The 13,810-nt window shown below is 54.6% G+C and carries 18 protein-coding genes and 1 tRNA gene; 5 read left to right on the top strand and 14 right to left on the bottom strand.

The features are described from left to right. Window positions 1-2: 2 nt before the first annotated feature. Both WFN61_RS03105 and lysC read right to left on the bottom strand, forming a co-directional pair. Entirely contained in the window at window positions 3-548 is a 546-nt protein-coding gene (locus tag WFN61_RS03105; RefSeq protein ID WP_313572839.1) for a phage neck terminator protein, read from the bottom strand. Window positions 549-558: 10 nt separating this feature from the next. Then, on the bottom strand, window positions 559-885 hold the full coding sequence (lysC, locus tag WFN61_RS20925) for an Rz1-like lysis system protein LysC (RefSeq protein WP_186370504.1): 327 nt from the start codon (window positions 883-885) through the stop codon (window positions 559-561). Here lysC and WFN61_RS20920 point away from each other — a divergent pair. Next, window positions 884-1,057, top strand: coding sequence for a hypothetical protein (locus WFN61_RS20920; protein WP_186370505.1), 174 nt, complete (start codon window positions 884-886; stop codon window positions 1,055-1,057). The genes lysC and WFN61_RS20920 overlap by 2 nt on opposite strands. A 32-nt stretch (window positions 1,058-1,089) precedes the next feature. On the opposite strand, the gene WFN61_RS03095 is transcribed toward WFN61_RS20920, so the two are convergent. The 7 genes from WFN61_RS03095 to WFN61_RS03065 form a co-directional block, all read right to left on the bottom strand. Continuing rightward, window positions 1,090-1,617, bottom strand: coding sequence for a lysozyme (locus tag WFN61_RS03095; protein ID WP_257757151.1), 528 nt, complete (start codon window positions 1,615-1,617; stop codon window positions 1,090-1,092). Beyond that, window positions 1,601-1,915, bottom strand: a complete 315-nt coding sequence (locus WFN61_RS03090) for a hypothetical protein (protein ID WP_257758263.1) — start codon at window positions 1,913-1,915, stop codon at window positions 1,601-1,603. The genes WFN61_RS03095 and WFN61_RS03090 overlap by 17 nt, the downstream gene beginning before the upstream one ends. 219 nt (window positions 1,916-2,134) lie before the next feature. After that, window positions 2,135-2,713 carry a DUF1133 family protein gene (locus WFN61_RS03085; protein WP_257757149.1) on the bottom strand — a complete coding sequence of 193 codons (579 nt, stop codon included), beginning with the start codon at window positions 2,711-2,713 and terminating at the stop codon, window positions 2,135-2,137. Window positions 2,714-2,923: 210 nt separating this feature from the next. Beyond that, a complete protein-coding gene (locus WFN61_RS03080) occupies window positions 2,924-3,115 on the bottom strand; it encodes a hypothetical protein (RefSeq protein WP_144812803.1) in 192 nt (63 codons plus the stop codon). A gap of 235 nt (window positions 3,116-3,350) precedes the next feature. Next, a complete protein-coding gene (locus WFN61_RS03075; protein ID WP_312177895.1) occupies window positions 3,351-3,836 on the bottom strand; it encodes a hypothetical protein in 486 nt (161 codons plus the stop codon). A 39-nt stretch (window positions 3,837-3,875) separates the two neighbouring features. After that, window positions 3,876-5,264 carry a replicative DNA helicase gene (locus tag WFN61_RS03070; RefSeq protein ID WP_337037576.1) on the bottom strand — a complete coding sequence of 463 codons (1,389 nt, stop codon included), beginning with the start codon at window positions 5,262-5,264 and terminating at the stop codon, window positions 3,876-3,878. Beyond that, window positions 5,261-5,929: a helix-turn-helix domain-containing protein gene (locus tag WFN61_RS03065; RefSeq protein WP_337037574.1), complete on the bottom strand. Its 669-nt coding sequence runs from the start codon at window positions 5,927-5,929 to the stop codon at window positions 5,261-5,263. The genes WFN61_RS03070 and WFN61_RS03065 overlap by 4 nt, the downstream gene beginning before the upstream one ends. Before the next feature lie 209 nt (window positions 5,930-6,138). Between WFN61_RS03065 and WFN61_RS03060 the strand changes: the two genes are divergently transcribed. Then, window positions 6,139-6,594, top strand: a complete 456-nt coding sequence (locus WFN61_RS03060; protein ID WP_042392519.1) for a helix-turn-helix domain-containing protein — start codon at window positions 6,139-6,141, stop codon at window positions 6,592-6,594. Window positions 6,595-6,839: 245 nt separating this feature from the next. Here the strand turns inward: WFN61_RS03060 and WFN61_RS03055 are convergent, their stop codons facing one another. Further along, complete coding sequence (locus tag WFN61_RS03055; RefSeq protein WP_337037570.1) at window positions 6,840-7,433, bottom strand: hypothetical protein; 594 nt, start codon at window positions 7,431-7,433, stop codon at window positions 6,840-6,842. Between the two features lie 104 nt (window positions 7,434-7,537). Continuing rightward, window positions 7,538-8,398, bottom strand: coding sequence for an aldo/keto reductase family oxidoreductase (locus WFN61_RS03050; protein WP_238084163.1), 861 nt, complete (start codon window positions 8,396-8,398; stop codon window positions 7,538-7,540). Window positions 8,399-8,463: 65 nt separating this feature from the next. On the opposite strand from WFN61_RS03050, the gene WFN61_RS03045 reads away from it, so the two are divergent. After that, window positions 8,464-8,976 carry a hypothetical protein gene (locus WFN61_RS03045; protein ID WP_238084161.1) on the top strand — a complete coding sequence of 171 codons (513 nt, stop codon included), beginning with the start codon at window positions 8,464-8,466 and terminating at the stop codon, window positions 8,974-8,976. Window positions 8,977-9,038: 62 nt separating this feature from the next. Here the strand turns inward: WFN61_RS03045 and WFN61_RS03040 are convergent, their stop codons facing one another. Continuing rightward, complete coding sequence (locus WFN61_RS03040; protein ID WP_312633771.1) at window positions 9,039-9,869, bottom strand: SDR family oxidoreductase; 831 nt, start codon at window positions 9,867-9,869, stop codon at window positions 9,039-9,041. 100 nt (window positions 9,870-9,969) lie between these two features. Here WFN61_RS03040 and WFN61_RS03035 point away from each other — a divergent pair, with 100 nt between their 5' ends. Next, window positions 9,970-10,866: a LysR family transcriptional regulator gene (locus WFN61_RS03035; protein ID WP_144812825.1), complete on the top strand. Its 897-nt coding sequence runs from the start codon at window positions 9,970-9,972 to the stop codon at window positions 10,864-10,866. 63 nt (window positions 10,867-10,929) lie between these two features. On the opposite strand, the gene WFN61_RS03030 is transcribed toward WFN61_RS03035, so the two are convergent. Further along, window positions 10,930-11,017: transfer RNA gene (locus WFN61_RS03030), tRNA-Ser, on the bottom strand. Between the two features lie 131 nt (window positions 11,018-11,148). After that, the gene (locus WFN61_RS03025; RefSeq protein ID WP_337037564.1) at window positions 11,149-12,795 is read right to left on the bottom strand and encodes an ABC transporter substrate-binding protein; all 1,647 of its coding nucleotides are present in this window, start codon (window positions 12,793-12,795) and stop codon (window positions 11,149-11,151) included. Window positions 12,796-13,065: 270 nt separating this feature from the next. Here WFN61_RS03025 and yccA point away from each other — a divergent pair, with 270 nt between their 5' ends. Further along, a complete protein-coding gene (gene yccA, locus WFN61_RS03020; RefSeq protein WP_042392507.1) occupies window positions 13,066-13,725 on the top strand; it encodes an FtsH protease modulator YccA in 660 nt (219 codons plus the stop codon). The last annotated feature ends 85 nt before the right edge of the window (window positions 13,726-13,810 follow it).

Below are 13,810 nucleotides of genomic sequence, written 5' to 3'. Positions count from 1 at the left end.
ATTTACTCTCCGAAGTAGTGTGTAGATGCAGATTTAAGTGTCCGGATGTTGTAGGTCCGGGTGTTTTTGCGGGAGAGCGTTACGCTAAGGTCGTAACACCGCACCCGCTGATTATCGATAAGCTCAGGCAGGCTCTTAATGGCACCGGCATCAACCAGCGACAGCCCGGACAGGTTCAGTTCGGCATTGTTCTGCTCGATAAACATTCCGGCGCGAAAGTTTGCGGAGGTGGTGGCGCTAAGCGGGCCATAGAAGCTGCAGCTCACCGCGATCTCTTCCCATGTCCACTGCTCAGACTGTTCGTCTGAAACCTGGACATCAGACTGGCTTAAGGGCCGCGGTACGGCAGCGATGCTGAATTCACACCAGGTCGTGCCGTCGGGTTGGGCGGGTGGCTGCGGCGCATTCCAGAGCGGCAGAACCTGCTCGGCTGGCAGACCGGCAACGCCGCTTATCCACCGGCCAATCTCTTGCTCTAAGGCTTCGTCATACGCAGGGCCGTCTCCCACCGGTGTCAGGTAGCCACGCGTGGTGCTGTCATTACTCAAAGTAAGTTCCTCACTTCTGGCTGGTTTGCCGTTGAATTTCGATATCTCTGATATCGGCTTTATCCCGGTTGCACTGGCCTAACGCGGCAAGCAGAGAGAGGTTCAGATCGAGGCTCTGGCCCCAGCGCAATCTACCGGGTGGGATGATGGGCTGAGGCGTTTCAGCGGTCAGGCTTGCCGGGAGCGGCGGTGCGGGTACCCAGGCGGGTTGCGTAGTGCCGCAGCCGACTATCTGCATCAGCAGGAATAGCGCGCTGAGCACACTCATCGTTCGCCATAGCCGAGTGGACATCACGCGCCGCGTTTTGGACGTCCAGGGTAATCTGGTTTTTCGCATGCTGATTGGCCTCGGTGACGGTGTTGATAAGCGCTACGGTACGCTGGAGATGGGTGACTACCGCAGCGGCGCTGCTTGCAAGGCGTTCGGCGTTATCGGCCCGATTTTTCTCCCTGGCATACTGGCCGCTGTAATAAACAATGGCGAAGAGTGCCGCAGCCAGCAGCGCTAACGCTGCGCCAGAGAACAGGACGACAAAGCGGCTCATGGCACCCCCTCCAGACAGAGCGCCTGCTCATTGCTGCGACGCGTTTTCAACCCCGCCAGCGGCACGCCGTCGGCATAGATCCAGCGCGTAAACTGCGCGCAGGCCTCGGACACGCTCTCCTGACGCAGCAGCCTGAACAGCGTGGAACGCTGCATTGCGCCGCAGCCAACGTTAAAGGTGAGAGAGGTAACGGCGGAGAAGGTGTTATCGCTCAGGCGCTTTCCAGCGGCCCAGGCATTGACGCACCGCTCTGCCGCCAGGATGTTTTTCTCCCAGTCAGCGGCAATCTGCGCATCTGTTTTCTGCACACCAGCGCTGACGTTATGGGTGTTGCCGATGCCGTCAGTGAGTACGCCTGCCGGACAGAGATAGGGATCCCGGCGGCAGGACTCGGCGTTACCGATCAGCCTCAATCCACGCTCATTGGTTCGGACATGCCCGGCGTTGAGCACCATCGTGATAATCATCCCGACAGAGCAAACAATACCGGCCGCACCGCCTGCTTTTTTAATCAGCTGGGTCATGGCCTATCCTCCTCATTGCTTCGGTAATCACTTCGGCCGTTGCCGGTCGCTCATGGGCTGGTCTGGTTGTCATCTCGCTAAGATAGGCTGCCAACAGCCGGGTACGTTTCTGTTCCTCTGCCAGTCGATTACGCTCGTCGCGCCGCTTCGCGTAATACGTTTTAATCGTGAACCAGGCCGAGATCGCTGCCCCGACGATAAAAACGTAATCCTGCAAAGAGAGAAGCGAAAAAACACCGAGCATCGACGACCACCAATAAGGCAGGTGGTGACCATCTGTAGGGTTCATACGCTGTATTTCCACGCCCGCATAAAAGAGGGCGTTGTAGGGGTAAGAGAGGGGTCAGGCCCGCGGGCTCTGTTGATAACGAGATCGTCTGATAGTGATCCCCAGGGCCTGAAATAAAAAAACCCGCACGATGGCGGGTTATTTTAGGCGGAGACGAGAGAGGCATCTGCCTTAATTATGCTGTCGCTGTTTGTCGCAGCGGGTAAAACTTCACAAGCTTATCTGAATTCAACCAACACCCGCGCAACTTTGCAAACGAAATCTTTGCGGATTTTTATCAAATTGAATGCACATAGGAGAATAGAGCATAAATTCAGCGACTTGCAGATAGACATCAATGCGATTTTCGCAGGTGCGCAGGCTCCATTCAGGGTGTTTTGCCTGCAGCTGGCGAGCCATCTCTTTTTTACTCAGCCGGTGACGATAGCGATCGTTAATCACTTTAAACAGGCCGTCGTGGCCGCCACGCACCAGCACCTCGGCGATAACGTTATCTATTATTAACCCTTCGCTATCCGTACAGAACGCCAGGCTGGATTTATGCTTGCCGCTCAGCAGATCGAGAAAATAGGTTTTTAGCTCCTGCTCATCCATGCCGGAGGCTTTTAAATGTGATAATACCTGCTGAATAGCTGTTTTAGATATTTTTGTCGAGGCCAGCAGAGCATTAAACATATTGCCGGTCCGACCGTGGCCAATAACAGACCAACGCCCCCACATACGCAGCTTGCCCTGGATCCAGACCGATTCCAGAGTTAACAGGCGCGCTGACTCAGCGGTTTTTCCGGTGGTATTTGGATAGATCATCGTAATATCTCCTCTTGCAGATGTGCGGTATACAAAACACGCCCGGTGCGGTACGGCGCGGGCGTGTCAGAATTAACCAAGGGGATAAGATGTCGCGGGATAAATATGCCCTGCGGGCAAAGTGATAATAAAAAGCGCAACATACATTATCCTTATTAGCGCCGCAGTTGCTCAGAAATAGCGCGTCGGGGTGTTCACGCCCGCCGCGGTTTACATCTCAGGATCGTCTTCCAGTTCCACGGTATAGCCAGCCATTTTTACCAGCTCGATCAGCGCCTTAAGTGAGGCGACGTGCTCGTCGTCGTAGATGACTCTGGCTGACGTGATCTTACCGTTTTTGCAGGTGAACAGTACGCGGCCGTCCTCAGGAAGATATCTTCCGGCCTCCGTCTTATCGAGCATGTTCACCTCCAGGTAATAATACTGTACAAATCTACAGTAGTTATACCCTCACCTCCCAATAAGTGCAAACTTTTAGATAAAAGAAATAAAAAAACGTCCTCTATTTTCCCTTGGTATCCATGGAGTTAACAAAAAATAAGCAGTGCTGGTTATTTTATTGGCAGGCGGGCGATGAGCGATGGTGGAAGAGGCGTGCTGTTACCGGGCAGAGGGAGATCCCCTGCCCGGTGAAGATTTAGGCTCTGGCGTTTTTATCTGAGAGAGCGTAAAAACGCGGATCGACGTTAATAAGCGTGAAGTGCGTCACGGGCATATCGTCGTGGCGGTGAATTTCCACCAGGTTGGACTGCAGCAGCGCAAACACCCGCTTCTGTAGCTGCGGCAGCGTGATGGTTATTTCACCGTGCTCCCTGACAATGGCGGCGAGTATCGCCTGATACGACAGCGTTCGGCCCAGCATAATGGCCACCAGCGCCTGCGCCGACAGCGTAGTTTTTGCCGTCTCAGCTTCTGGCTCTACCACCCTCCTGGCAGGCGCAGGACATTTTTTAGGCGTAGCTGAAATGCGCGGCTGCACCACCTGTACCCGGTGCGGCGCGGGTACAAACACGGAGCGACTGCAGGCCCGGGCCCCGGCGTTCATCCGCCAGAGGATGGTTTCAGTCCAGTCGCAGCCGTCATCAGCATACGCTGAATTAGGGGTTAAGATTGTTTCGGTCATGGGTCTTTCCTCGGTCTGTTTAGCGCTGGTCAGGCGCATTTAAAATTTCTCACTGCTGTAAAGCTCGGAATACTTCCGCGGTGGCCTGCGCGGCCGTTCTGCGTCCAACCGCAGGCGCGTTTTCTCCTTGGCAATATGCCGATCGATAGGCACAAAGTGGCCATGGGTAAACTGTTGATAGATAATGGTTCCGGCAGCGGCAAAGCGGCATTTGCCAAGGATAATCTCGGCCACGCCTGCGGCTGGTGTTTCTGGGTTGTAGACTTCATCCCGATAAAGAAAAAGAATGCTGTCCGCGTCCTGCTCAATTGCGCCAGAATCCCGCAGATCGGACATCACGGGCCGCCGCTGTGCCGCCGGGCGGGAGTCCACCGCGCGCGATAGCTGGCTTAACGCGAACGTGGGCGTATGCAGGCGCATCGCCATGGTTTTCAGGTTGCGGGAGATATGGGCCACGGCAAGATCGTTGCGTTCCGCCTGTGGTTTTTTTATAAGTCCAAGGTAATCCACCACAATGGTGGCCAGCTGCGGATAGCGCCGCTTATGGGTTTCCGCAATGGCTCTGATCTGCTCAATGGTCAGATCCGTCGCGTCTACTATCCAGATATCCCGGCTCGCCAGCCTGCTGATTGCTGCCGTCAAACCAGCCCACTCGTTGTCATGCATCTCTTTTGGATTGCGTAAACGAGAGACCGGCATCGCCTGCGACCCCGCCAGAGCACGCTCGGCGATCTGCAGTGCGGCCATCTCCATGCTGAAGATCAACGCCCCGCCGCCGGCTGCGGTGACGCCCTCGACGATTTTAAGCGCCAGCTCGGTTTTCCCCATGCCGGGACGCCCGGCCACCACGATCAGGTCCTGCGGGTTAATCCCTCCCATGGCATCGTCCAGTGCGCTAATACCGGTCAGCAAATTAGACGATGAAGCGCTGCCATCCAGACGTTTGAGCAGCGTATCCTGGTAACGCGGCAGGAGATCGGCGATATGCAGAGGCAGGACGTTCCCGGTATCAGCGGTCATATCCAGCAGCTGGGCGACGGCTTTATCGATGAACAGATCCCGTTGCGCCTGGTTGACGGCAGTGCGGATAGCCTCGGCGCTCTCCTGTAGCAGGCGGGCTACCTTGCGGCTGCGCCACGCTTTGACCATTTTTCCCGCATACCCCTTCAGGTTCGGAACCGTGGCGGGAAGCCGGGCTATCTCTGATAAATCGGCCAGGCTGGTGCCGCCCAGCGCTTCGCTGATAAACAGTATGTCGATCAGTCCGCTGCCCAGCGCCTGCTTTTTGATTTCACGAAAGGTACGGCGATAAAAGAGCGTGCAGAAGGCCTCCTCCGGGGTGCCCGCCAGCACGTCAAACGCATCTGGCGTCGCACCGCCGTTAAGCAGCCCCGCCAGCACGCAGGCTTCCAGCTCTTGCGGCGTCATAACGCCCCCTCACGCGTTTTGCGCAGCGTTTCAGGCTTCATCAGGTAGTCAAAGCTGGCGTGCCAGCCGGTGCCGTTTTCGCCACCAAAATAGAAATCCGAGGCGGTATTGCGGAATTTTTCAAAATAGCCCAGAAACGCGCCGGTACTTTTACTCATCATGTGGGTAGCCAGGCGGTTAATCATGCTGCGGCGATCGGCATCGAGCGTAGCGACAGGCAGCAGATCGGCAAAAATGTCGTTATAGCCCTCAATCACCGCCTTAGGATCAATGATCGGATCAAAAGAGTGACTGGTTCTGGTGCCGTCACCTGATACAGGGGGTGTGCTTTCTGCTGGCATAGCGCTCGTTTGTGCCGATACAGGGGGTGTGTTTTTTGACGACACAGGGGCATCAAGGTTTAGGGTATAGACATTCGATGCGTTCCCTTTGCCATTGTTGGTCCCGATGCGGTTAACCTTCGCCAGCAGTCCCAGCGCGATTAACGCGCCGACGTGCTCGCGAACCGCGCTTCTGCTGCATTCACAGTGATCGGCTATGTGGCGGTAAGATGGCCAGCATTCACCGCTATCGTTAGCGTTATCGGCTAATTTAATCAGGACCAGCTTACGCAGCGGGTTGCCTGTTTTGATCGCCATTGCTCTGGCCATAAGCGTCATGCTCATAATCACAGCCTCTGAGCAGTAGCCATTAACGGGTATTCAGCGTGCATTACGATATCTCCTCTGTACCAATGAAGTGCCAGTTGGGCAAAAACAGGTCATGAGGAGCTATTCTTTGCACTACCCCTCGCCAATAATATTAGTTATGCTAATATTATTGGTCAATAACGTTGACCTTAGAACTTCATTAATTTTGCGAATAATATGCACTCATGAGAAAGAAAACCCTTGATGCAGCTGAGGCTGACGCAGCCAAACGTCTTCGTGACATTTGGAACGAGAAGAAAGTGACTTTGCGCCTGACGCAAGAGAGGGCCGCAGAGGCGCTTGGCTTTAGCACGCAGGCGTCAATAAGCCACTACCTCAACGGAACGACGCCGCTTAACACCGATGCGACGCTGAAGTTTGCTGCGCTACTGGGGGTCAAGCCGGAAGAGATCCGTCCGGATCTGGCAGAAGCCATGAACTACGTGAGAAAGTCAGGGGAGTATGTTGAGGACCGCACCGGGCCAGGCTGGACGCTGCTGGGCGCTGAGCACACGGAGCTGGTTAACCTGTACGACAGGCTGCCGCAAAGTGAAAAAGAGAGGCATTTGGCTGATTTAAAAGAAAAAGTAGCTGGCTTCGACAGGCTGTTTAAAGAGCTGCTGGCGACCCGGAAACAGTAATCTGACCTCCCTGCCGCCTGTTCCGGCGCTGAGATTTATTTGCTCTTATTAATCAACAGAATACAACAAATATTGCCATTGTTAATATATTAGCGTTGACTTATAATATTATCAATACTAATATTCATCATATCAACCCTGCACTCACCCTGCGGCAGTTGCTCAGATAACACGTTCTGACAGCCTGGAAAGACAGGCAACAGTGAGGCGTAAAAAAGTTGCCGCATTGCCTCTCCGCTGACTGATTAACGGCTACTCAAGCGCATTTTACGCGTAAGGGCGACAAGACGCTGAGTGCGGCAATAAATTGTAAACAGCACAAATCCCCGGCTATTAAACACGTTCCGGCAAGCATAAAGAGCAAGAATAACAGCAACAAGTGTCCACCCGCTTCCGCTTCCGCTTCCGGTCAGCAAATGATGCAGCCCCTGCAAAACCGCCAGCCCTAGCAGGATGAGGTACAGTGATAAGAACCCCGTCATTCCGGCAGTAAAGCCCTTGGCCAGAAGCACGCATGTACGTATTAGCGCAACTATCATTACCAGCGACGGCGCAAAAAAACTCAGCGCATGTAGCGGCGGTGATAAACCAGGCAGAGCATGCAGAAAGGGCAGCAAGTTTAAGGCAAAGGCCACCAGGAAAAGTGGAAATAGCGTTGCCACCGTGTAGGGGTTCTGCCGGGGAAGTTCACTAGGCGGGCGCGAAAAATAACGCTCCAGCGCGGGTGTGGTATGGTTCAGTAAACTGGCATCATGACGCGCGATAGCGCTTTCGATCTCTCGTCCATGCTGTAGAAGATCGTAAAAGATGCTGCCCGCTACCCATGGTAATAATCGCATTAGTATTTAATCCCTCAGGGCAAATGTCGTTTCGCCATTATAAAACACGCCTCCCGCCACGCGATGCGGTCAGGAGGAGCATTTCTGGTGAAGCCTGCGGTGGCTTAAATACTCAGCCCATTCAGCCTGTTCATTACCTCGTCCGACAGGATCAACTGCTCGCTGGCCAGATTCTCCTGCAAATGCTGCGGCGATGACGTACCGGGGATTAACAGAATGTTGGGTGACCGTTTCAGTAGCCAGGCGAGTGCAACCTGCATCGGCGTTGCCTGTAACTCGCTGGCGATGTCATTGAGTTGTTCCGACTGTAACGGCGAGAAACCGCCGAGCGGGAAGAACGGAACGTAGGCAATGCCCTGGGCGGCTAACTCATCGATAAGCGCATCGTCCTGCCGGTTGGCAAGGTTGTACATGTTCTGAACGCAGACAATCGGCGTCATTTTTTGTGCATCAACGACCTGTTTGGCAGTAACATGGCTGAGACCAATATGCTGGATCAGCCCGCGCTCCTTCAGTTTGATCAACGTTTCCAGCTCTCTCTCCAGCGACCCCTCCTCCGGATGATGCACGTTGAACATGCTGCGCAGATTGACCACCGGTATCACGTCCAGCCCCAGGTTATGTAAGTTATCTTCTACCGCCTGGGTCAGCTCTTCCGGGCTGAATGCTGGAAGCCATCCGCCCTTTTCATCACGCCGTGCGCCCACTTTCGTCACGATGCACAGATCGTCAGGATAAGGATGTAGCGCTTTTTTAATCAGCCGGTTGGTTTCATGTGGGCCGTAAAAATCGCTGGTATCAATGTGATTAACGCCAGAGGCAACGGCGTCACGCAGAACCTCAATCGCCCGCGCTTCATCTTTAACCGGCCCAAAAACACCCGGCCCTGCCAACTGCATGGCACCATAGCCCAGGCGGTTTACTTCGCGGTCGCCCAGGCGGTAACGCATAATGGGTTTTGACATGGTGATCTCCTGTGTGAGTGTGCCTTGATTGTACGACCAAACCTTCTGTGCGACTATTCGGGCAAATGAAAACGTACCCCTACCCCAAATTACTTTTAGCAACAGTCTGTGGATTGGGCTGCATCTTTGCCTGCTTCGCATGGCGAGCCACGGTTGATGAAAGCACCTTTCTGGCCAAGAAAACGCTCTACACGCTGGCTGCAATGACGTTTATAGTGGGTTCCGCACTCTTTTTTAGCATCAAAAAATGGGGGAAAGGCCCGCCATTTTACGGCATCAAAAATAACCTCAAGGTCTTTGCCGGATCGCTACTAATGGCGATTTTTTTTAGCTATATCCTGGTTATTACGGTGGTCTGGTTGATACCGGGGACAATAACGACTTACTCGGCTCCCTATGTGTTTTCAGGGAGCGGCCGTCATAGCTGTAGTGGCGCTGACGTTGACGATCCGGATCTAAATAGACGCATTAAAGTGTGCGAACCCGTAGGCAATTACTTTGGTAGAGGAACCATGGTCGTCACTAAGCGTAGTAATGCTTTAGGTATGACCGTGATTTATGCCGCGACAAAATCGTGAACCGACACGAATTAGATTAACCGAGCGGCAATTTAGTGTTTAACTCATAGATCGGTACCTGCTTACGGCGTCTTGCGATCGGCGCTATAGGCCACGGCTTTCATCGCGTGCAGCGCCTCCAGACGGGCGTTGAGTGCTGCTTCAATATTGTCATAGGCGGTGCTGCCTAAGGGTAGACGCAGGGGTGGGCTGTCCAGATCAGCCGCGGCAATCATCGCCGTCACGCATTTCTCCGCATCGCCTTTGATGACAAACTCACCAGAGAGGAGTGCCTCCCGCATTTTCCCCGCCGCCGTATCCCGGTACTCAGGCAAAGCATCAGCCACATCCAGCCCGGTGCCAAACTGGGTTGCCGTAGGCCCCGGCTCTACCAACAAAAAGTCGATGCCAAACGCGGCAACTTCCTGGCGAACCGCTTCGACAAAGCCCTCAATTCCCCATTTACTGGCGTGATACAAACTGAAGTTGGGATAGGCAATTTGGCCACCTTCCGAAGAGACCTGCACGATGCGCCCGCCTCCCTGCTGGCGCAAAAAGGAGATTGCCGCACGAATCAGCTGAATTGAGCCCATAAGATTGGTGGTTAACTGCCGGTCAATTTGCCCATCGCTCAGCTCTTCCGCTGCGCCAAACAGCCCGTAAGCCGCATTACTGACCACAATATCAATCTGCCCCGCCTGAGCAAACGCAGCGTCAACAGCGGGCCTGATGGTGGACGTCATGCTGAGATCGAGCACCACTACCTGCAAACGATCGCCGTACTGCGTGCGTATATCATCTAATGCAGCCTCACGGCGAACGGTTGCCACTACCCTGTCGCCACGGGCCAGTAATTTTTCACTCATCAAACGCCCCAGGCCGCTGGACGCACCGGTAATTAGCCAGGTTTTCATGATTGTCTTCTCCGTTTAGTGAACCGACGTTCATCATAAACCCAATGATTGGTGGCATAATCTCCACAAACTGGCATGGGATAGTGGGAAATATTCAACAATGAAACGCCCTTCCTGGAACGAACTGCAGGCCGTAAAAACCATTGCCGAGCAGCGTAGCTTTCGTCGCGCCGCTGAGGTGCTCGGGCTTAAACGTTCATCGCTCAGCCATACCATCAAAGGGCTGGAGGCTACGCTTGGCGTACGCCTTTTCCATCGAACAACACGGAGCGTGGCGCTAACCGAAGCAGGTGAAATGCTCATTGCACGCCTGACGCCGCTGCTGGCAGAGATGGATGAGCTGCTTAATGACGTGACGGCGAGCGGTCATCAACCCTATGGCACTCTGCGTATCAGCGCCAGCGATGCCGCGATCCGCCTTCTACTGGAAAAGGTATTGCCGACGTTTATTCAGCAGAAGCCGGGGATTGAAATTGACTTAGTCGCACAGGGTCAGCTGGTGGATATTGTCGCGCTAGGGTTTGATGCGGGCATTCGGCTGATTGAAGATGTACCCAAAGACATGGTCGCCATTCCCCTGAGCGGCCCCCTGCGCTTTGTCACCGTGGCATCGCCCGATTACCTGGCATGGCGGCCGAAAATCCAACATCCTCAGGATATGATGCAGCACATCTGTTTGCGGCAGCGCTTGCCTGGCGGCAAACGCTATCACTGGGAATATCAGCAGCATGAGCAGCAGCTTGCGCTGGATGTCCCGGGCAGTCTGACTCTCGACAGCAGCGCGCTCATGGTAGAGGCTGCGGTCGCCGGATTAGGCATAGCCTATGTGCCAGAGCTCTATGCGCAGCCGTGGCTGGCTAGCCAGCAACTGGTGACGCTACTGGACGACTGGGCAATTGCATCGCAAGGAATTGCGCTCTACTTTCCGCAAAATCGTCATATGCCCGTTGCGTTACGGCTGTTTGTCGATGCGGTAAAAGCAGCGCCGCGCGTCTGAAGGAAGGGAGACGCCCAAAGAAAAAAGCCCCGCGATATTGCTATCGCAGGGCTGTTCCGCATTTGGCGGAAGCGCAGAGATTCGAACTCTGGAACCCTTTCGGGTCGCCGGTTTTCAAGACCGGTGCCTTCAACCGCTCGGCCACACTTCCGGAATGAGGCGCACTATAAACACCTCGATGCGTCGTGTAAACCCCTGTGATATCTGTTTGCCTGAAAAACAAGCAATATGCTGCTAATCGGCTGAAAGAACAGCATATTGACCATTAAATCAGCACAATACTCAGTGTTTGGTGATGTAGAGATCTTTTGTATAGACGTAACCGAGGTTGCTGGGATCGAACCCACCTACCCATGGTTTTACCAAACGCGCTCTGACATAGTGGTAAACCGGGATCGCCGGCACGTCCTGGGCCAGAATCGCTTCCGCCTGCTGATAGTCCTTGCCGCGCTCGTTAGCGTCCTTCGCCTTTGCCGCGCTGTGCATCAGCTCATCATAGGCCGGATTGCTGTAGAGAGTGGTATTCTCGCTGTCACCGGTGCGGAACGTATTCAGGAAGGTCGCCGCATCGTCGTAGTCTGCTATCCACGCATAGCGCACGGCGTCGAAGTTGCCGGTGTGCATGGTATCAAGCATGGTTTTCCACTCCTGGTTTTGCAGCTTCGCCGTCACGCCAAGATTTTTCTGCCACATCGAGCTGGCGGCAATGGCGATGCGCTGGTGAGTTTCCATGGTGTTATAGAGCAGGTTAAAGGTGAGCGGATGCGCCGCGTCGAACCCGGCCTCGGCCAGCAGCTTTTTCGCCTCGGCAATGCGTTTATCTCGCGGCCAGGCGGCGTAGTCCGGCGAGGCGATCTTCACGCCGCCAATCTCCGGCTGGCTGATGACCCATGCCGGGCGCTGCCCCTGCCCCATCACCTTGTCGGCAATGATATCTTTATCCAGCGCCATATTCAGCGCCCGGCGTACCCGCGCATCGTTAAAAGGCGGCTTAGTGGTATTGAACTGGTAGTAGTACGTCGCCAGCTGCGGCGTGATATGCACTTCTGCGCCCAGGGTTTTCTTCAGTTGGGCAAACTGGTTTACCGGAATGGTGTTGGTCATATCGATTTCACCCGCCTTATAGCGGTTGACGTCGGCAGTCTCAGAGCTGATAGGCAGATAAGTGACGGTGTTAATCACGGTGTGCTTATCGTCCCAGTAGCGCGGATTGCGCACCGCAACAATCTTCTCGTTCACCACCCAGTCGGTGATTTTGTACGGCCCGCTGCCGACAAAGTGCTCCGGCTTGGTCCACTTATCGGCAAAGCGACCAATCAGTACCTTATCAACCGGCACCAGCGACGGGTGTGCCAGCATGGGCAGGAACGACGCCGTGGGCTGGTTGAGGGTAACCTGCAGCGTGGTATCGTCCAGCGCCTTCACGCCTAGCGTATCCGGGGCCTTTTTACCCTGCGTAATATCCGCTGCGTTAACGATATGCATATTGCCTGGATAGGTGGCGTACGGGGAGCCGGTAGCTGGATCCACCAGACGCTGCCAGCTCCAGACCACGTCCTGAGCGGTGATGGCCGTCCCGTCCGACCAGGTGATACCCGCACGCAGGTGGAAGGTCCAGACGGTGTTATCCTGATTCTCCCACTTCTCTGCTAATCGTGGCTGTGCGCTGCCATCTTTTCCGATCGCGATCAGCCCCTCGAATAAGTCGCTGATAATATCGAATTCGACGTTGCTTTCTACCTTATGCGGATCGAGGGAGGCCGGCTCGCTGCCGTTATTGCGCACCAGCGTTTGCTGCTCCGCCAGCGTTTGCTGCTCCGCCAGCGTGGTTCCAGCTGGAACCTGAGCTGCCAGGGCAGCGGTACTTATGCTTATAATGCCCGTTGCCAGTAGCGAGAGGGCAAAACGGGGACCTGTCTGTGGTTTCATATCATGCCTTAATTGTGTACTGATTAACGTTATCCCTGACACTCTTAGCGCTCGTCTGACAAGAAGGCAATACTTTTCAGGCACCTATAAGAGGTTGATCTGTTTAGTTCCGGCGAAAATGCGATCGCACTTCCAAAAGTGAAATTTAAAGCAGCCTCTGCTGAGGGTAAGTTATTGTTGTTTGGGTAAAGATGGGTAAAACCGCTTTAAGCTACCGTTCTGTTTACCTATCCTTCATCCTTAATTACATCTGTCATAAGAGAGTGACTCATGGATCGTATTGTTAGCGCTTCACGCGGGCGTACATCGCTGCTCAGCACGCACAAAGTGCTGCGAAACACCTATTTTATGCTCAGCCTGACGCTGGCGTTCTCCGCGATTACCGCGACCGCCAGTACGGTGTTGGGCCTGCCGTCACCGGGGCTGATCCTGACCCTGGTAGGCATGTACGGCTTAATGTTCCTGACCTATAAGCTGGCGGATAAGCCTGCCGGCATTCTGGCCGCCTTTGCCTTTACCGGTTTCCTGGGTTACATCCTCGGGCCGATGCTTAACGCCTACCTCTCGGCGGGCATGGGCGATTTGATTGGTCTGGCGCTGGGCGGTACCGCCCTGACCTTCTTCTGCTGTTCGGCCTACGTGCTCACCACCCGCAAGGATATGTCTTTCCTCGGCGGAATGCTGATGGCGGGCATCGTGGTGGTGCTGATCGGGATGGTTGCCAACATTTTCCTGCAGCTGCCGGCCCTGCATCTGGCGATTAGCGCGGTGTTTATCCTGATCTCTACCGGCGCAATCCTGTATGAAACCAGCAACATTATTCACGGCGGCGAAACCAACTACATTCGCGCCACCGTCAGCCTCTACGTCTCGCTGTACAACATCTTTGTCAGCCTGCTGAGCATCCTGGGCTTCTCCAGCCGGGACTAACCGCTTAAGCATCACGTCAAGGCCCCGCTTATGCGGGGCTTTGTTTTTTGCTACACTGCAGCGGTTTTTAGCTGACCCGTGAATA

The sequence above is a fragment of the Pseudescherichia sp. AS216 genome (genome assembly GCF_037152055.1).
Taxonomy (GTDB): Bacteria; Pseudomonadota; Gammaproteobacteria; order Enterobacterales; family Enterobacteriaceae; genus Pseudescherichia.
Note: the sequence above shows the minus strand (reverse complement) of the source record. Positions and strands in the feature narration are given on the sequence as shown.